The following is a 21,184-nucleotide window of genomic DNA, read 5'->3' as shown; positions in this document are numbered from 1 at the left end:
GGGGATGGCGATGCGTGTGCTGGTCCTGGGCGGCACCCACCATGTCGGGCGGGCCGTGGTGGAGGTGGCGCTGCGGCGCGGCGATGCCGTCACCACGCTCAACCGCGGCCTGTCGCGCCCGCCCGCGCCCGGGGTGGAGGCGCTGGTCGCCGACCGCACCGACCCCGACGCGGTGCGGCGGGCGCTGGGCGGGCGTTCGTGGGACGCGGTGATCGACACGTGGGCGTGGGCGCCGCGCGTGGTCGCCGACAGCGCCCGGCTGCTGGCCGGCCGGGCCGGGCACTACGGTTACGTCTCCAGCCGCGCCGTGTACGCCTGGCCCTGGCCGGCCGGAGCCGATGAGAGCGCGCCGCTGGTGGCGGGCGATCCCGGCGGCCAGGACGGCGGCGACTACGCCGCGGCCAAGCGGGGCGGCGAGCTGGCCGTGGCCGAGGCGTTCGGCGAGCGGGCCCTGCTGGCCAGGGCCGGCATGATCCTCGGCCCGTACGAGGACGTCGGGCGCATGCCCTGGTGGCTGCGGCGGCTGGAGCGGGAGAACTTCCCGCTCGGCATGGAGTTCGGGCTGCGCTACCCCGGCGATCCCCATCCGACGGGCCTGCACGACGCCGACGTCTCCGCCGCTCTGGCGGCCGGGCTCACGCTGCGGCCCCTGCGCGAGACGCTGGCCGACACCTGGGCCTGGCTGCGGCGCGAGGGCGATCCCGCCCCTCGCCCCGACACTCCGTCCCCGGCCCAGTGGTTCGACCCGGTCCAGGAGCGGCACGTCCTGGAGCTGGCCCGGTCCCTCATGTGAAAACATTTGGTCGGTATGTTTCGACCATCGGAAGGTGCACCTCCATGCCTCCCGCCTTCTCGGCCGCGGAAAAGGCGCGCATCACGCGGCTGCTCCTGGACAACGGCCTGCGCCTGTTCACCACCCAGGGCCTGCGCAAGACCTCGCTGGAGGACCTGGTCGCCGGGACCGGGATCGCCAAGAGCACCTTCTACGTCTTCTTCGACTCCAAGGAGGCGCTGTATCTGGAGCTGATGCTCGCCCAGATGGCCGAGGTCAAGAGCCGCGTGATCGACGGGGCGCTGCGCACGCAGCCCGACACGCGCGCCGGGCTGCGCGCCTTCCTGCACGCCACGCTGGCCGAGCTGGACGGCAACCCACTCTACGGCAGGCTGATGACCCATCCTGAGGAGATGGAGGCGGTGGTCAGGAAGCTGGATCCCGAGCGGGTCACCTCCGCACCCGGCAACCCGGTCAGCGCCCTGGCGGCCTACCTGGCCGAGCACCGCGACGACCTCGCCGGCGACGACCCGGAGGTGATCGTCGGCGTGCTGCAGGCCGTCCTGATGATGCCGCTGCACCGCGACCGGCTGGCCAGCCCCGACCTGTATGAGAAGATCCTCGACCGGCTCATCGACATCGTCGCCGACGGCCTGACCCGGCCGCAGCGGTAGGAGCAGCGCGGTGCTGTGCGGTCAGGTGACCGGCAGCACGACGGCCGACGGACGGACTGGGTCGTGGTGGATCTGCTGGTCGGCCGCGCGCATCGCGGTGGCGGTAGCGGGCGGTTCGCCGGTGCCGAGGTTGCGGTCCCAGCGCGGGTACGCCCCGCTGGCGACCTGCACCCGGATGCGGTGGCCGCGCTTGAACCGGTGGGCGACGGGCGCCAGCTCGATCTCGGCCATCCCGTCGACCGGCCGGTCGGCGGCCAAGCGGCGCAGCGCGTCACAGACATGCGTGATCGCGCCCGAGGGCGCCACGTCGCTGACGCGCACGTAGAAGTCGGTGTGTGCCAGGCTGGAGGTCACGTGCAGCTCAGCGGCGGGGACGCCGATGACCTCCAGGTCGGCCGGCAACGGCTCGCCGGTGTAGGTCAGGACGTCGTCACGCCCGGCCAGCACGCTCTCGCCGGTCTTGCGCGAGATGCCGATCATGCGGGACATGCCGGCCACCGCCGGGGTCGGGTCGGCGGGGTCGTAACGGTAGCGGCCGGGCGCGGAGCCGGCGGGCAGGTCGCCGCCCAGGCCGCCGTTCCCGTGCAGGTAGAAGCGCTGCGGTCGCACCGCGGCGGGCGGGTAGGCCGGCAGGTCGCGCCACTCCTCGGCGCCTCTGACGTAGATGCGCACCGGTGCCGTGCGCAGCCCGTTGCGGTCGTTGAGCAGGTGGGCGCGCAGCCAGGTGAGGCTTTCGCGCAGGGCCGTCATCGACAGCTCGGCGTCCCAGTGCCGCCACGGCCCGATGGTGAGATACGGCTCGCGCCCCGCTTCGCGCAGTGCCTGGTAGTCACGGACCAGGCCGGGCAACGCGATGTCGTCCCAGCCGCTGACCAGGTGGTTGGGAGCGGTCACCTTCGCCACCGCCTGGCTGTGGTCGCCGGGCGACCACCACGGGTCGTCGGCGTCGGGGTGGGTGAGCCAGTCCCGCCAGTGCGGGGCCACCGCGCCGACGGCGATGGTGTCGGCCTCGGTGAGCGGCAGGGCGCGAGCGGCCCGCGCCCGCCTCCTACCGCCTAACGCTACGGCGGACAGGTAGACGGGCAACGGCTTCTCCTGGTGGGCGACCATGCTGATCCAGCCGAGGAAGAGCTCCAGGGCCAGTGCGCCGCCCGGGTAGATCAGGTCGTAGGCGTTGGAGCCGATCAGCGAGGTGCTCATGGCGCGCAGCTCGGGCCCGGCACCGGCGGCGATCGCCCACTGGGTGTAGCCGTTGTAACTCTGCCCCACCATGCCCAGCTCGCCGGTGAACCATGGCTGCCGGCGCAGCCACTCCAGGACGGCCAGGCCGTCGTCGCGCTCGGAGACGAACGGGGTGAGCGTCCCGCCGGATCCGCAGGTCCCCCGGCCGCTGACCACCACGACGTGGAAGCCGCGTTCGGCGACCAGGCGGCTGACCATGGCACCCTTGGTCCTGTCGGTGTAGACCGAGCGGATCAGCACGGTCGGCCGGTCGCCGAGCCCTTGGGGAGCGTAGTGGTCGGCCAGCAGCACCACGCCGTCCGGCATCGGGACCGGCAGGTCCTTGTCCACGGTCACGTTCGCGGTCTCGGCCGGGGCCAGCTTCGCCCTGTTGGCCAGCAGCCTGGCGGCGATGCTCATGACACACGCTTCCTTTCCTGACGGTTGCGCGGGACTCATCGCGAGCCGCGCTGGGGCCCGCGGTCGTCGCGCACGGCGTCCCATGCCTCCAGGGCGCGTTCGTCGGCGAACACGCCGCGGGTGAAGATCTCGATGCCGGCGCTGGCCGCCGAGCTGGGCCTGCTCGGCCTGGTCGCGGGAGCTTACGCCGTTCAGGCCACGTTGCGCTTGCAGGGCGAGGAAGCGGCCCTCAGAGCCGAGCCCGTCCTGGCCACGGCCGTGGCTCGCCGGCGCTGGATCCTGAGCCATCTGGTCATGGCGCTCGGGGGCAGCGCGGTGGTCCTCGCTTCGGGCGGGCTGGCCGCCGGGATCGCGCACGGCCTGCGGATCGGCGGCCCGGTCGGGCAAGGGGGCCGCATGCTCGGCGCGGCCCTGGTCCAGGTGCCCGCCACGTGGACGCTGGCGGGGATCGCGATGCTGCTGTTCGGGCTGTTGCCCCGGCTGACCGCGCTCGCGTGGGCGGCGCTGCTGGCCTTCGCCCTGCTCGGCCAGCTGGGCGAGCTGCTCCAGCTGGCCGACTGGGTGCGTGACCTGTCACCCTTCGCGCATGTGCCACGAGCCCTGGGCCAGCCGCTGGACCTCGGACCGCTGCTCTGGCTCGGGGCCGTCACGGCCGCGCTGCTCCTTGCGGGGATGACGGCCTTTCAGCGACGCGACGTGCAGGGCGGCTGAGGTCCTGATGCTGTCGCTGACGGGCGAGGCGGACCTACGGCGAGGCGACACCGTTGGCTGGGCCCGCTGGCCTGCACCGGTGATCGACTGGCTCCCGTCCGGGGGTGGCCGGCGCCTCGGCCAGCGCGGCCATGAAGCTCGATTCCGCGGCGGGCACGTCGGCCGGCAGAGACGGCGTGAGCCGGCCCGCCCCGTCGAAGCGCTCCCACAGCGGGCCTGTCCGCATGTTTCGACTGCCGTTGCCCTGATCAGGTTCTCGCCGTTGGATACTGTCAGTAATGTTAAAGTAACGTTAAGTTACATTTCGGGAAGGGCAAGACCATGCAGGAGCACTTCCAGTGGAAAGGAACATCATGTCTCCCAGCCTCCGCACGAGCAGCATCGCCCTCGCCACCGTCGTCACCAGCATCGTCGCCTCTGCCGTTCTCGCCGCCGGGTCTGCCCACGCCGACGTATGGGGAGACTGCCGCCCGACCAAATCCGGCTACACCTGCCACAAGCTTCTGGAAGCCAGCATCCTTACGTGCATGGACGGCGGCGGCGACGTACCAGCCGACTTCGTCGCCGACCCCACTCAGCTCGCGACCTGTGCCGGCGGCCGGTGGGACGGCGTCAAGCTGGACCCGAACGAGGCCCGTCGCTTCGCGGAGAACGCGAAATCGCTGCGGCAGCTCCTCGGCAACCTTGACGTCGACGTATAGGAACAAGCAGGGGGAAGCCGAGGACGAGCGGCCGACCGGCGTGTGCCGATGTCGCGAGCGATCACGGCGGCCTCGGCACCGACGAACCCGTCATCGATGACCACCCTGCGCGATTCCGGTCGCCTTTGCCGTCGCAGTGCCGCCCGCCTTCGGCCCACGCGGACTCCCGCCGGCGCGGATCCGGGCTGGTTGCAGTGGCGCCCGACCGCAGGTCCAGGTCCAGCTTGTCCGCTGTTCGCCACTGCGCAGCCGCAGCCGTTCCGGTTCCATCGGCCCGGCGGGAACTGTTTGGACGAATGGATGCGCCGCGCAACAGCGCGATCCGGCCGATGAAGTCGCGTTGGTGTTGCTCCGGATCAGCGTAGGGATGCAGCAGAACCGCGATCCCGTCCTCCTCCCGCTGGTCGAAGAGATCAAGAGCGGTGAGCACGCACTGACCTGAACCGCAGCCTTTCCCCTCATCCAATGTGATCTTCATGGAGGCGTCTCTTACCAGGTCACCGGCAGCCGGTGGATGCCGTAGACGAGTGCGTCGTTCTTGAACGGCAGGCGCTCCAGCGGGTCCGCCAGTGCCAGGTTCGGGATCCGCGCGAACAGCGTGTTGAGCACGACCTCCAGCTCCAGCCGGGCCAGGTTCTGTCCGAGGCACTGGTGGATGCCGAAACCGAAGGCCAGGTGGTGCCGTGCACCGCGATCGGTGTCGATCTGGTCCGGCCGCGTGAACACGTCCGGGTCGTGGTTGGCGGCCGCGGCCGCCACGATGACGCCGTCGCCGGCGCGGAAGGTGACGCCGTCCAGTTCGAAATCCTCGACGACCACCCGGGAAGTGGCGTTGTCGACGATGGAGTGGAAGCGCAGCAGCTCTTCGACCAGCTGCGGGGTCTGCTCGGGCCGCTCGCGCAATCCGGCCGGCAGTTCCGGATCGTCCAGAAGCGAGGCCACGCTCAGGGAGATCATGTTGGCGGTGGTCTCGTGACCGCCGACCAGGAGCAGGAGCCCGATCCCGGTCAGGGTCTCGCGGTCGTAGGCGTCGATGTCGCGGTACTTGCCGATCAGCCGGCTCAGCAGATCCTCGCCGGGCTCGGTCTCCTTGGCGACGACCAGGCCGTTGATGTACTGGCGCAACCACAATGCGGTGTCACGTCGCTGTTCGCTGGTCGCGTTGCGACTGAGAATGATCTTCGTTCTGCCCTGGAACTGACCGCGATCGGCGTAGGGCACTCCCAGGAGCTCGCAGATCACCAGTGACGGCACCGGCAGCGACAAGGCTTCCACCAGGTCGGCCGGCCGCGGTCCGGCCAGCATCTCGTCGATGGCTCGGTCGGTGATCCGCTGGATCTCCGGTCGCATCTGCTTGACTCGCTTGACGGTGAACTCGTTGGTGATCATGCGCCGGTGCCGGGAGTGTTCCGGCGGGTCCATGGCGACGATCGTGCCCTTCAGCGGCACCGAGGCGACCCCGGGGATCAGCTGCGGGAAACCGGGGTTCGCGCGGTTCGAGCTGATCTTGTCACTGGACAGGAATCTTCGCGCGAGGGCGTGCCCGGTGATCAGCCACGCCTGCTTGCCGTCTTGCAGGGTCACCCGCGAGATCGGCGCCTCCTGCCCGAGTTCCGCGTACTGCGGCGGCGGACCGAACGGGCAGGAGCGGGGCATCGGGAAGGCCGGCGGAGCCTGAGTGGCGGTGTTCGTCATGATGTCACCTCTCGAAATAAGAAACCCTGGGTTTCTTATGCTCAGGCTAAGCTCGGCGATCAGGGAACGCAAGGTTTCTTGGGAGCTGTGATGCCGAACACGCCGAGGACGGCCCCGTCCGCAGGTGAGACCATGTCGCGCCGCCGGGGAGCCGAGCTCGAGGACGCCATTCTGGACGCGGCTCGCGAGGAACTGGCCGAGCTGGGTTACGCGAAGTCCACCATGAGAGGCATCGCCAACCGCGCCGGCACCAGCAAGGCCGTGTTGTACCGCCGCTGGAGCAGCCTGCCCGAGCTGGTGCTGGACACGCTGCGGAGCCGGTTCGCCCACGTGCCGGTCCCCGACACCGGCGATCTGCGCGACGACGTGCTGCACCTCTTGCGTCAGGCGCAGACGAACCTCGGCGACACCCGCCGCGACACGGTCTCCGGCCTGATCGCGGACACCGTTCACGACCCGCGGCTGACACAGCGACTGCGGGACCTCATCGCCAACTCCGCCCTGTCGGACGCCATGTCCGCGGTGCTGGAGCGCGCGGCCGAGCGCGGCCAGATCCCGCCCGGCCCCTGGCCGCGACGGGTGATCACCCTGCCGATCAGCCTGCTGCGAGACGACTTCGTGGTCTTCGGGAGCCGGCCATCCGACGCCGACCTGGCCGCGGTCGCCGACGAGGTCTTCCTTCCGCTGCTGGGCTACGCGTCCCCTTCCACCGGGGTCCGAAACGGTGATCGTCCGTCGAGCGAGCAGAGAGGAAGCCGATGATGTCGTAGGCGTCGTCCTGCTCGACCCCTGCGAACGCGCCGGACTCGACCCCCTCCGAAGGGCATGGTCACGGTATGCGGCGGGCCAGTCGCGGCACGAGGCTCAGCCTCTCTGCTCACGGTCGAAGGTCAGCGGCAGATTCGGGGAAGATCGGCCGGCCTGGCCGAGGCCATCTCTGCGGCTACCGCCTTCACGTTCTCCTCCATCAGCGTCGGAAGCGAAGCGACACGGGGATGGCCGGGATAGGCCCGCTCCATGGCGGCGATGACGGCCCGGCGCTCGGTGCGGGTCACGCGCCGGCCTGCCGGGGAGTTCGTGCGTACGACGGGCTTGACCAGGTGCCGGAAGTGCTTGATGTAGGCCTGCTGCCGGGCGATCAGGTCGAGGGCCAGCGCGGGAGCGCCATGGCCGGGATAGGCCACCTCCGCGGCACGGTACGACGTGCGCAGCCGCCCGAGCTGGATGAGCCAGCCGCAACTGTGACCTTCTACGAGAGCGGGCGTCACCCGGTTGCCGAGCAGGTCACCGGGGAACAGGGAACGGCTTCGCGGCTCGTAGTACACGGTGGCCGCATCCGACTCGGCGCCGGGGAACTCCGCTGTCCGCACCGTCATCCCGGCGATCGTCAGCGTCGCTCCCGCCCGGAAGACCTTGTCCGGATAGGTGAGCTTCTGGGGAAAGTCCGATCCGGGCAGGGACCGCGTGAGCTCGTAGAGTCCCCGTCTGTCCTCCCGCATGGCTCGGGCACTCGCCTCGGACGCATAGATCGGCGCCTGCGGGAACGCTCGATGAAAGATGCCCGCTCCCCCGACGTGATCGGGATGGGCATGCGTCAGCAGAACGGCCACCACCGGTTGGCCGGCGTCCCGGATGCGCGCAAGCGCCTGCCGGGCGTCGGTGAGCGTGCGCAGGGTGTCGATCAGGATCAACCCCTCCGGCGCCTGGATCCAGTAGGTGTTCACCGACCCGGGATTGCGCGAGGCGAAGCGTCCGACGCGGAGCTCCGCCTCGGCGTGCGCCTTCGAGGGTGCGAGGGCCGGTTCGGTGGCTGTTGCCGGACGCGCTGCGGTAAGGGGCGTGCCGGCGAGAATGGCAGCAAATACGGCGATGGCCTGCTTCTTCACTCTCTCGATCCTTTCAAGATCGCGATCCGGACCACATGGCCGGCGGGGTGTCTCGGCGTTTCGGGCGGAGTGAGCTCGTCCGGTTGCTGGTCCACCGGCTGTCAGCGGGCGGTCCACCGTGCCGTCAGCCACGTCAGCGGCAGGCATGCCAGGCACATCAGCATGCCTGCGACGACGACCGCCGACAGGCCGCTGGTCAGGGCCCAGCCGCCGAGCAGCGCCCCCGCGGCGATGCCGGCGTTGACCGCCGAGGCGGGCAGGCTGGCGGCCAGATCACGTGCCGGACCGGCCAGGGTGGCCACCTGGTACTGCAGAGACGGCACCAGCCCGAACCCGACCAGTCCCCACGCCAGCAGTGCCACAGCGGCCAGGATTGGAATGGTCCCGGTCAGGTGGAGCAGGCCCAGCGACAGCGCCAGCACCACGTTGGCCACGAGCAGCGTGCGGGGAGCGTCCCGGTCGGCCGCCCAGCCGCCGGCGAACGTGCCGATCGCCGTGGCCACACCGTAGGCCAGCAGGAAGCCGCTCACGGCCGCGTCGGAGATGCCGGTCACCTGCAGCAGGAACGGGGTGATGTAGGTGAGGACGGTGAACTGCCCACCCAGCAGCAGCACACCGACCGCCAGCATGACCAGCACGCGGGGGGCGAACGCGGAGCGGACCTGGGCACGCAGCCCCACCGCCGCACCGCCGCCGGCGACCGCCGGGAGCAGGACGAGCAGGCCCACAAGGACGAGCGCACCCACGGCGACGATGACGATGAACCCACCGCGCCAGCCGAGGTTGCGGCCGATCAACGTGCCGATGGGGACGCCCATGGCGGTGGAGACGGCGATGCCGCCCATGACGATCGCGATGGCTCGCCCCATGCGGTCCGCGGGCACGAGCGAACCGGCGGCGGCGAAGGCGGCCCCGACGAACGCGCCATGCAGGGATCCGGCCACGGCCCGGGCCACGAGCAGGAACTCGAAGCTGGTCGTGACGACCATGGTCAGGGTGGCCAGGAGGAAGGCCAGCATGCAGGCCCACAGCAAGGTACGCCGGTGCAAGCGGATGGTGGCTGCGGTCAGCGCGGGTCCGCCGATGGCCAGCCCCAAGGCGTAGGCGGTGACCAGGATGCCTGCCGTGCTGACCGTCACGCCGGTGTCGGCGGCCATCAGGTCCAGCACTCCGACGATCATCAGCTCGGTACTGCCAAGGACGAACGTGGCGAGAAACAACGAGAACAGGGCCAGATTGCCACGTGTTCGGCTCAAGGTGGGGAAGGGCTGCATGTCGAACTCCAGCTCCGTTCACATCGTTTCGGGGTCTTCGATACCGCCTGCCGCCGGTGAGCAGCGAGTGCTGCTCACCCTCACTGAGCCCTGGGCGAGCGAGTCGTCGAGCGGCGGCTGACGGGGGTGGCGATGGCGCGTGGGAACGCATGCTCCCAGCGGGGCCTGCCCCGTCGTTCACACGCGGACTTCGGCGCCTGGCCGTCCCGTCCCACCAGGTCGCAGTGAGACGCCGTATGCCTGTGCCATCCGATCCCCTCGCTCACCAGACGGGTACGGCCGCAGACTCGCTTCGGACAGCGTTCGTCGGATCACGGCTCATGCAGATCGTGACAGGAGGCCGAAGACTGCCGATAGTGCCCCTGTCACCAGGCGAACATGCAGTTTGCACAGTCTGACAGGGGGTGCGTCAGCGGGGCGGGAAGATGAGGACCTGTCGCTTCGGTTCGCAGGTCTCGCCCTTACCTCCCAACACCCGCCTTTCAGCACCTTGAGACCCGCCGCCGGTGGCCCACATCACACCTCGGCGGTGTCACAGAAATCGGGCCGGCACCGCCACATGGTCGTCAGGACAACGACGTCAGGAGTGGACATGACCTCCGTATTGATCACCGGGGCGAACAAAGGCCTGGGCTACGAGACGGCACGCAGGCTCGGGAAGCTGGGCTGGAGGGTCTTCCTCGGCTCCCGCGACGAGGGCCGGGGAAGGGCCGCCGCGCAGAAGCTGGCCGCCGACGGCGCACAGGTCATCATGGTTCCCTTGGACGTGACCTCGCAGGAGTCGGTGGCCGGAGCCGTGCGGCTGGTCCGCGAGCACACCGACCGGATGGACGTGCTGATCAACAACGCCGGCGCGGCGGGCGGCGGTGTCAACCCGGCGGAGGCGACGGCCGAGGACGTCCACGCCGTCTACGACACCAACGTGTACGGGCCGGTCCGGGTCACGCACGCGTTCCTGCCGCTGTTGCAGGCGGCCGACAACCCGCGGGTGGTCATGGTCACCGGCGCCGGGGGTTCCATCGCGTTCGTGACCGACCCCGGCCAAGCCGTCTCGACGATGTACGAACTCGCCTACACCTCGTCCAAGGCGGCACTGAACATGATCACCGTCCGATACGCCCAGGCGCTTCCCGGCATCAAGTTCAACGCCGTGGCCCCCGGCGAGGTGGCCACCGGCAGGTTCACCGCCACCGACATGAACATGCACACGGGCGACCTGACGGTCACCGAGGGCAGTGATCCGATCATCGAGCTCGCGACGCTCACCCCGGACGGGCCGAGCGGTATCTTCATCGATCGCCTCGGCCCCATCGGCTGGTGAAGGTTCACCACGATGAGACGGATAAGCAAGGGGCATCCGCCAGCGTAGGGGGCCCAGCCGCAGAGCCAGCCGCGCGAAGCCGGTGACGGACGGCCCTTGCGGGAGGAACGCCACCGGCTGACTACGCAACGGCTGCTTAGGTGCGGGGCGAGTGAACTCTCCGCTCACCAATGACCTCAGCTCAAAGCAGTCCCTTTTCATTCTTCCGCTTGATGATGATCACGCTCCTGTAATGTCGTCTTACTCGCCACAGCCATCGTGCTCGCCAGCGCCGCCGCCTCCCCTGCCGCGGCGGACAGCACCGACATCGACCGGCCCATCATCGTCGAGACAGTCTCGGGCACCAGCCCGCTGCCCGCAGGCTGCGGAGCCCCGCCGGCCGACGGCTACACCCTGAACCCGAACATCGAAGTCCTGCCCTCGCTGGCCCGCGACCCGAACCGGCCGCAGCACCTCGTCACGATCTACCAGCAGGACCGATGGAACCGCTACGGCAGCAACGGCGCGATGACCGCCGTGTCCGACGACTACGGCCAGACCTGGCAGGAGCCGGTCACCCTGCAGCGCAATGACGACCCGAACGTCTTCAACGACCGGCCGACGGTGACCGCCGCCCGTACCACCCCGGCGTCGTCGACATACCGGCCAACAGCGGCGTCATCGGCACCCAGCTCGTGACGCTCCCGGACGGGACGCTGCTGATCGGCATGCACCACAAGACCGACACCGACGCCTCCACCCAGGTCATCCGCTCCACCGACGGCGGCAAGACCTGGTCGGCGCCGACGCTGGACGTGCCTGCCCCGTTCGCGGTCGGCGTCCGCATCCCCGACCCGGACGACTCCGGCGACCCGATCCGCAACGCCTCCCTGCCGCTGCTCGCCGCCCAGCCGGGCACCCAGAACGTCAACGCCGTCTGGCCCAGCCAGGAGGCCAACGGCACCTTCCACGTCGCCTACTCGCGCTCGGCCGACGGCGGACAGACCTGGTCCGCCCCGATCCGCCTGGACAAGACGCCCACCGGCTCCGCCGCCGTGCCGGTCGTCGCCGCGTCCGAGACCGGCGCCGTCGCGGTCACCTACTAAGACTTCCGCAACAACACCTCCGACCCGGCCACCCTGCCCACCGACGTGTGGGCCGTGACCTGCGCCAAGGACTGCACGAAGCCCGGCTCGTGGCGTGAGCAGCACCTCGAGGGCCCGTTCGACGCCCGGAAGGTCCCCTTGACCAGCGTGGGACGGCTGCTCGGCGACTACACCGGCCTCGTCGCGGGCGGCAACGCCTTCACGGCCGTGTACGGCGTCTCCACCGGCGACGCCGCCAACCCGGTCGACCTGCACACCGTGATCTTCTCCCGCTGACCACGACCACGCTGATGACGGCGACGCTGATCACTCGGAGTCGATAGAACGGCGGGGCCGGTCCCACCGGCCCCGCCTCCTCGTGTCAGCCGGTCGTATCGCGTCATGCCCGATCACCGTAGCTCTGACCTGCGGCTTGACGGGATCCATCTCTACAGACAGGAACGCATCCTGTGCCGGGCGGAGATGAAGGGCCACGGAGACTCCGGGCAACCGTCTTATGGGCAGAACCTTCGATGTGGCGGATGGCCTGCCCTCGTGCCTTGGCGCACCCCGCGCACCTTGAGATCGAGGTAGCGCACGATCCACACCTCAAGAGAGGAAGACCCACGTCATGATGAGCAGGCCGACGACGTACAGCAGGGCGAACCAGCGGGCGACGCCGCGACCCCGGGCGCTGATCGCGGTCACTGTCAGATGAGGCGGGTGACCTGCAGCAGGACGAGCAGGGCGAGGAAGCGGTCGGCGGCGGCGAGGCCGTCGATGAATTCCTCGCCGTTCACCGGCTCCCCCGTCGCCTGGCTCGCGCGTGACGTGGCGTCGGCGGCGGAGCCGGTCTGCTGCCACGTGGTCACGAAGAGCGCGCCCGGTTCCGGCACGGCGACGAAGATGCCCAGGTCGGGGCGGCCGAGTATCCAGGCTTCGCCGTCGTTGCCGACGGTCAGCGAGGCCGCCCGCTCTTGCAGTTGTGCTGCCGTCAGGCCGGTCATGTCTCTCCAGATGGCAGGAAAGGGATCCGCGATGAGGGGGGGAAGCCCGAGGACGAGTGGCCGACCGGCGTGTGCCGGCGGTTCAAGGCGCGTCAGGTATCCGAGCAGCTCGAAGGCGGCGTCGATCGTCTCCACCTCGACCGCGGGCGCCCAGACCGGCCACATGCTGGAGGACGGTGGAGTTCAGACCGCCGGTGCCGAGCACCAGCACGTGGGACTCGCGAAGCCGCCGCTGCAGGTCCACCCGGCTGCGGTCCAAAGAGGCGAACGATTCGAAGAAGGCCAGGTTGCCGCAGTAGCGTTCGGCCTCGTACGTGGTGAGGCCGCCGAGGCGGCCGCCGCAGGCCATCGGCCGGGCTGCGCCCGTCGTCGCATCCCCCGCTCGCGAACATCTGGCTCCTGTCGGTCCCCGGCGGCTCCTGCTCCGTACACGAGACGCCGGCCCTCGCCGCGCTGTGACATCCCGTCCTGTGTGGCGTAGGGCACAGCACCGCGCTGTCACAAAGGGCGGGGCGCCGACGCCGCATGGTCGTCAGGATGCGCGCGCCCCATCGAGCGGGACCACCGCGCGACCGCCACCCGGAACTAAAGAACGGAAAGACATCATGAGCAAGGTCTGGTTCGTCACCGGTTCGTCTCGCGGCCTGGGCCGTGAGTTCGTCGAGGCCGCCCTGTCGCGCGGCGACCAGGTGGCCGCGACCGCCCGGACCGCCGAAAGCCTCGACGACCTGGTCACCGCCTACGGCGACCTGGTCCTTCCGCTGAAGCTGGACGTGACCGACCCGGACGCCGTCCGCGCGAGCGTCACCCGGGCCAAGGAGCACTTCGGCCGGCTCGACGTCATCGTCAACAACGCCGGCTACGCCCAGGTCGGCGCGGTCGAGGAGCTGGCCGGGCAGGACCTGCGCGACCAGCTGGAGACCAACCTGTTCGGCGCGCTGTGGGTGATCCAGGCCGCGCTGCCCTACCTGCGCGAGCAGGGCTCGGGGCACATCATCCAGCTGTCCTCGGCGGCGGGAGTCATGGCGATGCCGCTCAGCGGCGCCTACAGCGCCTCGAAGTGGGCGCTGGAAGCCCTGAACGAGTCCCTGGCCCAAGAGGTCGCCGGCTTCGGCATCAAGGTGACCGTGATCGAGCCCGGCGGCTTCGCCACCCGGGACGGCAAGAACCCCGACCCGCTCGCCAACGGCCACCTGTCCGAGCCGAACCCGGTCTACGACGGTCTCCGGCAGCGCATCGCCGCGTACGCGGGCAAGCAGCCCGCGGGCGATCCGGCCGCCGCGGCCCAGGCGCTGCTCAAGCTCGTCGACTCCGACAACCCGCCCCTGCGGGTGCTCTTCGGGCAGGGCTTCTACCCCATGCTGCAGCAGGTCTACGCCGACCGGCTCAAGACCTGGGCCGACTGGCAGGACCTCTCGGCGCAGGCGCACGGCCCCCTCGATCGCGAAAACCGATGACGAGGGCCGCGTCCACTCCGTCAGCGCAACCCAACCGACAGGAGCGACACATGAGGCATCACATCGTCGTCCTCGGCGCCGGCTATGCCGGGGCCTACGTGGCCGGGAACCTGGCCCGCCGGCTGTCCCGCAAAGACGTCAAGATCACTGTGGTCAACGCCGTGCCGGACTTCGTCCAGCGCATGCGGCTGCACCAGCTCACCGCCGGCCGGGACCTGCAGGCCCCGGCGCTCGCCGACGTCTTCGCGGGAACGGGGATCGAGCTGCGCCTGGCCCGCGTCACCGCCATCGATCCCGAGCACCGGATCGTCACCCTGGCCGACACAGACACAGACAGCGTCGCCGGCAGCGTCGCCGGTGGTGGCGGGGAGCTCGGCTACGACACGCTCGTCTACGCGCTCGGCAGCCGCGGCGACGTCGAGCGGGTCCCCGGCGCGGCCGAGCACGCCTTCGACGTCGCCGCCCGCCCCTCGGCACTGCGCCTGCGCGAGCGCCTGGACAGCCTGGACAGGCGGGGCGGAGGCGGGAACGTGGTGGTCGTCGGCGACGGGCTGACCGGCATCGAGACCGCCACCGAGATCGCCGAGGCCCGGCCCGGCCTGTCGGTGACGCTGGTCGCGCGCGGCGAGCTGGGCGCCCGGCTCTCGGCCGGCGCCCGCCGCTACCTGCGCCGGGCCTGCGACCGGCTGGGCGTCACCGTCGTGGAGCACGCCGGCGTCGAAGCCGTCGAGGCGACGCGGGTGCTGTGCGCCGGCGGAACCGTGCTGGCGTCCGACGCGACGGTGTGGACGGCCGGGTTCGCGGTCAGCCCCATCGCCGCCATCGGCGGGCTGGAGGTCACCGGGAAGGGGCAGATCGTCGTCGACCGCACCATGCGGTCGGTCTCGCACCCGGACGTGTACGCCATCGGCGACAGCGTCCACGCCATCGGCGACAACGGCCGGCCGCTGCCGATGTCCTGCGCGTCGGCCGGCTACACCGGCCGGCAGGCCATCGAGGCGATCATGGCACGGCTGACCGGGCGCGCCGTCCCGCACACCAAGCTGGTGCACACCTACAACCACATCAGCCTGGGACGGCGGAACGCGATCCTGCAAACAGTCGACGACCAAGGGAAGCCGAAGCCGAAGTACCAGGGCGGCCGGCAGCCCTCGCGGGTCCAGGCGGCCATTCACCGGACGGCGCTGTGGGCCACCTCGCACCCCACGTACGGCTTGCCCAAGCGCAGGCACCGCCTGGCCGCCGCGCCGGACCGCATCTCCGCGCGGACATCGGCGTAACCGCCGCGCAGACCTCGGAGGTGCCGGGGCCGTCAGACACGGGGTTTCTGACGTGCCCGGCACCTCCCCCCGCTTGCGTGCCCGCCGGTGGCAGGCGGGGCGGAGCGGTTCGAGCAGGTGCTCGCCGCAAGGGGGTGCGGTTGCGGCCGGACAGGCTCAGCAGCCGCACGCGCGCTCGGCCAGAAAGGGTGCCGGCCGGGCGAAGGCTCAGTCCGGCACAAGCTCAGTCCGGCACAAGCTCAGTCCGGCGCAGGCTCAGTCCGGCAGGGTTCCGGGGCCGGTCAGATCCAGCCGGACTCCGTGGCGATCCGGATGGCGTCGACGCGGTTACGGGCGTCCAGCTTGACGACGGCCGAGGTGAGGTAGTTGCGGACTGTCCCGTAGGTCAGGAACAACCGTTCGGCGATCTCCAGGGGCTGCGCACCGGTCGCCGACAGGCGCAACACCTCGGTCTCCCGCCGCGTCAGCGGGCTTGGCCCGGCCTGCAGCGCCGCGACCGCCAGCGCGGGAGAGATCACCCGGCCGCCCCCGGCGACCGTTCTGATCGCCGCAGCCAGTTCGGCCGGCCCGATGTCCTTGGGCAGGAGCCCGGCCACGTGGCTGTCGATCGCCGCGCGCAGCTGGCCGGGCCTGGTGAGTGCGGTCAGGAACAAGATCTTGCAGGCCGGGAGCCGGGTCCGAAGTTCGGCGGCGGCTGTGACGCCGTCCATCCCGGGCAGGCCGATGTCGATCACCGCCACGTCGGGCCGGCGCTCCACCGCCGCCTCCACGATCTCGGCGCCGGTGGCGAGCTGCGCCACCATCTGGATGTCGTCCTCCAACGACAACAGCTGGACCAGGGCCTCGCGCAGAATGTGCATGTCCTCGGCGATGAGCACGCGAATCACGTACTTCTCCTCCTCGCCTTTCGTAACGGTGCTGCTGACCTGCGCCGGTGAAAGAGCACACGCCACGGCCGCCAGCGGCCCGGACGGTGCTTTCCAGAGCCGCGTCACCAGGTCCACAGCCTGCCCTCTCGGGGTTGGCCGGAGCGGAAGGCCGGTCGAGGCCTGCCTTGGCCCGCCGCGGATCCTCCGGGGAAACCACTCGAAAGGCGTAGCAGGCCGATGAAGGCGACATTATCACCGGGTGGGGCCTCCGCTTCCTCTCCTCACGAGGGGTGACACAGGTATCGGGTCGGGACTTCACCGATCCCCCAGGCGGGTGTTTCCCACCGGGTCGTCAGGAAGCGCGGCCGGCTTCAACGGGAACTCGACGACCACCTCGAACCTGTCGCCGGGCCGATACCCGGCCGTCAAGCGGTCCCCGGAGCGCCGGGCCAAGCTGCCAAGCCCGCAACCGCGCCCGTCCGGTCGCGCCGCCACCGGGACTTCGGCTCGGGCGGCGGGCGCGGCGCCATCGTTGACCACACGTAACCGGATGAGATCGCCGGTACCGGACACGGTGATCTGACAGGTGCGAGCGCGGCTGTGCCTCAGCACGTTGGTGACGCTCTCGCGGAGCGCGGCCGCCAGCGCGGTGTCGACGTCGGCCGGCACCGGTCCGGTCTCGATCCGTACCGAGACGTTTATGCCGGCGGAGGCCAAGACCTGGCGTGCGGCCTCGGCTTCCGCACCCAGGTGCAGCTCGACCCGGTCACCGGTGATGGCCTCCAGCTCCGCCACCGCCCGTTCCACCAGAGACACCAAAGAAGCCATCTCGGCTCTGGCCCGCCCGGGGTCGGTGTCCAGCAGGCGTCCGGCCACCTCGCCCTTGAGCGCGACCGCCGACAGGCTGAAGCCGAGCATGTCGTGCAGGTCCTGGGAGACTCTGGTCCGTTCCTGTTGCACGGCGTCCTCGGCGAGCTCGTGTCGTGCCCGCTCCAACACAGTGATCAGCTCGCTGAGCCGTCCCAGGCTGTAGACGAGCCACGCGAGCATGAGGTGACCGCCCAGGTTGGCCAGGACGTTGCTGGCCTCGACGCCTTCCTCGGCCAGTACGAGCGTCACGTGCCCGGCCAGGATGACGCCAGCGAATCCCCAGGATCGAGGGGGCCGCCCATGCAGCAGCACCTTGCCGGTGAGGTAGCTCAGCACGCGGTCCCACGAGCCGGGGATGACCGCGAGCGGAAGCAGGATCAGCAGGCCCTGGACGATCAGGGTGGCGCGGGTCTGCGGCATCATCTGCAGCACCACGATGATCGCGAGCCCGGCGGCGGCCGACGCCATCGTCAGCGTGCCGGCGGCTTCGACATAGTAGAGGTTGCTCAACACGAGCACGCACTGGATGAGCAGCACGGCGAGCAGGATGATCCGGGCTGGGCGGGACGACCCGATCGGCATCGCCGGCCCGGTGATCGCGCCGGCCCGGTAGGCGGCGGCCGTCGCCCGCACCTCCGCCAGGGTGCGCCGGGCGAGCGCGACACTCTCGCGCAGGTCCTCCCCGGCGTCCGGCGGCTCCGCTGCCGCCGCTTTGCGTATCCGGAACGCGGTCGCCTGGAGTTTTCCCCCGAGCAGGTCGCGTAGTTCGCCGTCGAGCCGCAGGCGTTCCCCGAGCCGGGCCGGCCGGGCCAGCGCGTCCCGGGTGGCGTGCAGCCGGCTCACGGTTCCGACGAGCGCGGCCAGGCCGAACACGATGAGACCGTCGTCCGCCGTGACGATCATGAACCAGAGCGAGGAGTACATCCCGTAGCCGAGCAGAGCGGCGCCCGCACCAGCCGCCGCCACGATCAGGACGAACAGCGGCCAGGCCCACCGGGCCGGCAGCACGCACAGCACTCCGGCGGCCACCGCCCAGGGCATCCAGTCCCACTGCGTCCCGACCACCGCGAACGGCAGGAGGTAAAGCCCGACCAGGGCGAGGAGAAGCCCGCGCTGGACGGCCGGGCGGCGGTGCCGGGCCACGATCGCGATCAGCGGCGGGTACGACAGCGTCACCAGTAGCAGCCCGAGGGGCTCAACGCCGCGCCATATCCCGCTCATGGTGCGGATGTAGAGGAGGATGACGAACGACGCCCACAGCATGGCGCGGGCGAGCCGGAGCGGGAGATCGTCGTCGCTCCGTTCTGCCGGCGCCTCTCGCCGGCCTGCGCGAAAGGCACGTCCCACTGCTGACGGGGACACTGTCGCCCCTTTCCTGTCTCCTGCCACGATCTCCGTTGACCGGGCCCCACCGGGCGGTGTCCGCCACCTGCCGGCGGTGAAGGCGTGTCATGAGCGAGGAGAATTCATGGGCCAGATCGACCCCATCCCCGTCCGCAGGACAGCGGAACTGCCGGCCGCAGGGCGACGTTGATGGAGCCGACCGGAATCCTGGCGATCATCGCGGTCCTGTCACTCGTCACGGTCGAGTTCGGCGGGCATGCGCTGCTGCGCTTCATCACCACCGATCGCGACCGGCTCGGAGAATTTCGAGAACGCTTCATCCGCGCCGGCCACGCCCACGCCGGTGTCCTGCTGGTGCTGTCCCTGGTCTATCCGCTGTACCTGCCCCGCGCCGCGTTCCCTGACAGCGTGGAATGGCTGTGCGGCGGTGCCCTGCTGGCCGGTGTACTGGCGCAGTCCGGGGGCTTCTTGATCCATCTGGCCATCGGCGAGCAAGGCCACCGTCCGCCCGGCACCGTGCTGACGCGGGTCGGCGCCCTGCTGCGAGACCCGCACGGTCCTGCCGGGCGGCTCGGCCGCTCTGAAGGACCTGGACGATGCGATCTCGCGCTCCGTGCAGCGCCGTCCATGTCCAACATCAGCGGCGACTGGGTGGGGAACTGGGGCAGGGTGGCCGCGTCGATGGTGAAGATCGGGAAGCCGTCGTGGCGCCGTTCGGAGGAGAAGCGGGACCGGCCCGGGCCTCCTCGTGCCGTGCCACCCACCAGACCGCTGGGAGGCCGCCGGCCGGCTGGTCACCGTGCCGGGCCCAGGGTGAGCGGGGTTTCGACGGCGATGCGGGTCAGCTTGTGGGGGTTGCGGACGTAGTAGAGGCCGGTGATGCGGGCGTCCTCGACCCATCTCGTAGGCGACGGTGAACAGCAGATTGCGGTGGGCGACGAACAACTCGGTGGCCGAGCCCGTCCCGCGGCCGGTCAGGCCGCCGTGGATGAGCGGTCCGGCCGTCCCGGTGGTCGGCTCGCTGCGCTCGTGCATAACCGGCTCCTGCCTGTCGTCGGCGATTCCTGCTCTGTGCACGAGACGCCGGCCCGCGCCGCCGTGTGACAGGCGCGACCGATACCGCACGTCACAGCGGCGGCCCTGTACCGGGCCCCCGCAGGTGGTCATTGTCGCGTTGCCGCTTGCGGTGGCGAGCAGGCGGGCTGGTCGAGGTCTCAGGCGCTGGCCGCGTGATCCCCAACAGGGTGTCGGACCAGGTCCTCCTGCACGGCACGCTCGGCGGCGGTACTGGTCGTGGTCATGACCTCGGCCGGCCGCCACGTACCAGACGCCGGCCGCGTCTCACCGCCTGTGACATCCGAGATCGTGGCGCACGTCACACGACGGCGCTGTCACAGGGAAGGGGCCGTCAGCGCCACATGTTCGTCAGGACGCCGCGCGAACGTTCGGCGCGGCACACCTTTCCATAAGCGATCGCCCCGGCCTGGCGCGCGGTGACCGCCGCACAACTACCGCGGCCCGGGCGGAACGAAAGGACATCATGAGCAAGGTCTGGTTCATCACCGGCTCCTCGCGCGGGCTCGGCCGTAACTTCGTCGAGGCCGCCCTGTCCCGCGGCGACCAGGTCGCCGCGACCGCCCGCACCACGGCGAGCCTGCACGACCTGGCCACCACCTACGGCGACGCGCTGCTGCCGCTGGCGCTGGACGTGACCGACAAGCCGGCCGTCTTCGACAGCGTGAAACAGGCCAAGGAGCACTTCGGCCGCCTGGACGTCATCGTGAACAACGCCGGCTTCACCCAGGTCGGCGCGGTCGAGGAGCTGAGCGAGCAGGAACTGCGCGACCAGATGGAGACCAACCTGTTCGGCGCGGTGTGGGTGATCCAGGCCGCCCTGCCGCACCTGCGCGAGCAGCGCTCCGGGCACATCATCCAGCTCTCCTCGGTGGCCGGGATCGTCGCCATGCCGCTCGTCGGCGCCTACCACGCCTCCAAGTGGGCCCTGGAAGGCCTCAACGAGGCCCTCGCCGGCGAGGTCGCCGCGTTCGGCGTCAAGGTGACCATCATCGAGCCGGACGCCTTCGCCACCCGGGACGGCGACAACCCTCTCGACTACGGCCACATGGCGCAGATGCACCCGGCCTACGACGAGTTGCGCCAGCGTCTCGGGGCCACCGCGCAGCAACCGACGGGCGACCCGGCCGCCGCCGCCCAGGCGCTGCTCACCCTCGCGGACACCGACGACCCGCCCCTGCGCGTGCTGTTCGGCAAGGACTTCTACCCCATGATCCAGCAGGCGTACGCGGACCGGCTCAAGACCTGGACCGACTGGCAGAATCTGTCGGCGCAGGCGCACGGCCCGCTCGGCGCCTGACGTCCGCGGCCTTCCCGCGCCGCCGCCTGCGGCGCGAGCGGTCGGGCTCGGACGTGACGGCGCAGACGGGATCGAGGACCGGTAGAGGCCCGGAATCCCGTCATGGTGGAGCCGGTCATCTCGGACTGGCGGATGCGCCGGTAGACCTGGCGGATCGGTGCCGTGGCACGCGGCCTGTCGGCGCCGACAGGCCGCCGCCCGGATGGCGGAAGCTCCGATCACGCTGGTCACCGCGCCCGAGCCA

The 21,184-nt window shown here is 70.5% G+C and carries 21 protein-coding genes; 13 read left to right on the top strand and 8 right to left on the bottom strand.

Annotated elements, in window-relative coordinates:
• Positions 1 to 10 precede the first annotated feature (10 nt).
• A complete protein-coding gene (locus tag HCN51_RS27510) occupies positions 11 to 793 on the top strand; it encodes an NAD-dependent epimerase/dehydratase family protein (RefSeq protein WP_168013015.1) in 783 nt (260 codons plus the stop codon).
• 44 nt (positions 794 to 837) lie between these two features.
• Entirely contained in the window at positions 838 to 1,446 is a 609-nt protein-coding gene (locus HCN51_RS27505) for a TetR/AcrR family transcriptional regulator (RefSeq protein ID WP_168013013.1), read from the top strand.
• Positions 1,447 to 1,467: 21 nt separating this feature from the next.
• Here HCN51_RS27505 and HCN51_RS27500 read toward each other — a convergent pair whose 3' ends face one another.
• Positions 1,468 to 3,087: a CocE/NonD family hydrolase gene (locus tag HCN51_RS27500; protein ID WP_168013011.1), complete on the bottom strand. Its 1,620-nt coding sequence runs from the start codon at positions 3,085 to 3,087 to the stop codon at positions 1,468 to 1,470.
• Positions 3,088 to 3,207: 120 nt separating this feature from the next.
• On the opposite strand from HCN51_RS27500, the gene HCN51_RS27495 reads away from it, so the two are divergent.
• Together HCN51_RS27495 and HCN51_RS27490 are read left to right on the top strand one after the other, a co-directional pair.
• The gene (locus HCN51_RS27495; protein ID WP_168013009.1) at positions 3,208 to 3,798 is read left to right on the top strand and encodes a hypothetical protein; all 591 of its coding nucleotides are present in this window, start codon (positions 3,208 to 3,210) and stop codon (positions 3,796 to 3,798) included.
• A gap of 338 nt (positions 3,799 to 4,136) precedes the next feature.
• Complete coding sequence (locus HCN51_RS27490; RefSeq protein WP_168013007.1) at positions 4,137 to 4,499, top strand: hypothetical protein; 363 nt, start codon at positions 4,137 to 4,139, stop codon at positions 4,497 to 4,499.
• Between the two features lie 61 nt (positions 4,500 to 4,560).
• Here the strand turns inward: HCN51_RS27490 and HCN51_RS62400 are convergent, their stop codons facing one another.
• Complete coding sequence (locus HCN51_RS62400) at positions 4,561 to 4,977, bottom strand: ferredoxin (RefSeq protein WP_346433818.1); 417 nt, start codon at positions 4,975 to 4,977, stop codon at positions 4,561 to 4,563.
• 11 nt (positions 4,978 to 4,988) lie between these two features.
• A complete protein-coding gene (locus tag HCN51_RS27480) occupies positions 4,989 to 6,194 on the bottom strand; it encodes a cytochrome P450 (protein WP_206067942.1) in 1,206 nt (401 codons plus the stop codon).
• 132 nt (positions 6,195 to 6,326) lie between these two features.
• On the opposite strand from HCN51_RS27480, the gene HCN51_RS27475 reads away from it, so the two are divergent.
• Positions 6,327 to 6,956: a TetR/AcrR family transcriptional regulator gene (locus HCN51_RS27475; protein ID WP_168013005.1), complete on the top strand. Its 630-nt coding sequence runs from the start codon at positions 6,327 to 6,329 to the stop codon at positions 6,954 to 6,956.
• A gap of 128 nt (positions 6,957 to 7,084) precedes the next feature.
• On the opposite strand, the gene HCN51_RS27470 is transcribed toward HCN51_RS27475, so the two are convergent.
• Both HCN51_RS27470 and HCN51_RS27465 read right to left on the bottom strand, forming a co-directional pair.
• Positions 7,085 to 8,080, bottom strand: a complete 996-nt coding sequence (locus HCN51_RS27470; protein ID WP_206067941.1) for an MBL fold metallo-hydrolase — start codon at positions 8,078 to 8,080, stop codon at positions 7,085 to 7,087.
• A gap of 101 nt (positions 8,081 to 8,181) precedes the next feature.
• Positions 8,182 to 9,336, bottom strand: a complete 1,155-nt coding sequence (locus HCN51_RS27465; RefSeq protein WP_206067940.1) for an MFS transporter — start codon at positions 9,334 to 9,336, stop codon at positions 8,182 to 8,184.
• Between the two features lie 610 nt (positions 9,337 to 9,946).
• On the opposite strand from HCN51_RS27465, the gene HCN51_RS27460 reads away from it, so the two are divergent.
• From HCN51_RS27460 to HCN51_RS27445, 4 genes are all read left to right on the top strand, one after another.
• Positions 9,947 to 10,675 carry an SDR family NAD(P)-dependent oxidoreductase gene (locus HCN51_RS27460; RefSeq protein ID WP_206067939.1) on the top strand — a complete coding sequence of 243 codons (729 nt, stop codon included), beginning with the start codon at positions 9,947 to 9,949 and terminating at the stop codon, positions 10,673 to 10,675.
• A gap of 258 nt (positions 10,676 to 10,933) precedes the next feature.
• On the top strand, positions 10,934 to 11,353 hold the full coding sequence (locus HCN51_RS27455; RefSeq protein ID WP_168012999.1) for a hypothetical protein: 420 nt from the start codon (positions 10,934 to 10,936) through the stop codon (positions 11,351 to 11,353).
• The gene (locus tag HCN51_RS27450) at positions 11,350 to 11,760 is read left to right on the top strand and encodes a sialidase/neuraminidase family protein (protein WP_168012997.1); all 411 of its coding nucleotides are present in this window, start codon (positions 11,350 to 11,352) and stop codon (positions 11,758 to 11,760) included. The genes HCN51_RS27455 and HCN51_RS27450 overlap by 4 nt, the downstream gene beginning before the upstream one ends.
• A gap of 45 nt (positions 11,761 to 11,805) precedes the next feature.
• On the top strand, positions 11,806 to 12,036 hold the full coding sequence (locus tag HCN51_RS27445) for a hypothetical protein (RefSeq protein ID WP_168012995.1): 231 nt from the start codon (positions 11,806 to 11,808) through the stop codon (positions 12,034 to 12,036).
• A gap of 413 nt (positions 12,037 to 12,449) precedes the next feature.
• Here HCN51_RS27445 and HCN51_RS27440 read toward each other — a convergent pair whose 3' ends face one another.
• A complete protein-coding gene (locus HCN51_RS27440) occupies positions 12,450 to 12,746 on the bottom strand; it encodes a hypothetical protein (protein ID WP_168012993.1) in 297 nt (98 codons plus the stop codon).
• A 605-nt stretch (positions 12,747 to 13,351) separates the two neighbouring features.
• Here HCN51_RS27440 and HCN51_RS27435 point away from each other — a divergent pair.
• Positions 13,352 to 14,203 carry an SDR family NAD(P)-dependent oxidoreductase gene (locus HCN51_RS27435; protein ID WP_168012991.1) on the top strand — a complete coding sequence of 284 codons (852 nt, stop codon included), beginning with the start codon at positions 13,352 to 13,354 and terminating at the stop codon, positions 14,201 to 14,203.
• Between the two features lie 50 nt (positions 14,204 to 14,253).
• Positions 14,254 to 15,483 (top strand): NAD(P)/FAD-dependent oxidoreductase, encoded by a 1,230-nt coding sequence (locus tag HCN51_RS27430; RefSeq protein ID WP_168012989.1) that lies wholly within the window; start codon positions 14,254 to 14,256, stop codon positions 15,481 to 15,483.
• Positions 15,484 to 15,764: 281 nt separating this feature from the next.
• On the opposite strand, the gene HCN51_RS27425 is transcribed toward HCN51_RS27430, so the two are convergent.
• Both HCN51_RS27425 and HCN51_RS27420 read right to left on the bottom strand, forming a co-directional pair.
• Positions 15,765 to 16,370 (bottom strand): response regulator, encoded by a 606-nt coding sequence (locus HCN51_RS27425; RefSeq protein ID WP_168012987.1) that lies wholly within the window; start codon positions 16,368 to 16,370, stop codon positions 15,765 to 15,767.
• A gap of 297 nt (positions 16,371 to 16,667) precedes the next feature.
• Positions 16,668 to 18,485, bottom strand: a complete 1,818-nt coding sequence (locus HCN51_RS27420) for a sensor histidine kinase (RefSeq protein WP_168012985.1) — start codon at positions 18,483 to 18,485, stop codon at positions 16,668 to 16,670.
• A 267-nt stretch (positions 18,486 to 18,752) separates the two neighbouring features.
• Between HCN51_RS27420 and HCN51_RS27415 the strand changes: the two genes are divergently transcribed.
• The gene (locus tag HCN51_RS27415) at positions 18,753 to 19,433 is read left to right on the top strand and encodes a hypothetical protein (protein WP_168012983.1); all 681 of its coding nucleotides are present in this window, start codon (positions 18,753 to 18,755) and stop codon (positions 19,431 to 19,433) included.
• Between the two features lie 673 nt (positions 19,434 to 20,106).
• Positions 20,107 to 20,940: an SDR family NAD(P)-dependent oxidoreductase gene (locus tag HCN51_RS27410; RefSeq protein WP_168012981.1), complete on the top strand. Its 834-nt coding sequence runs from the start codon at positions 20,107 to 20,109 to the stop codon at positions 20,938 to 20,940.
• Positions 20,941 to 21,184: the final 244 nt, after the last annotated feature.

The organism is Nonomuraea composti (assembly GCF_012034275.1).
GTDB lineage: Bacteria > Actinomycetota > Actinomycetes > Streptosporangiales > Streptosporangiaceae > Nonomuraea > Nonomuraea composti.
This window is presented reverse-complemented; position numbering and strand designations above follow the sequence as displayed.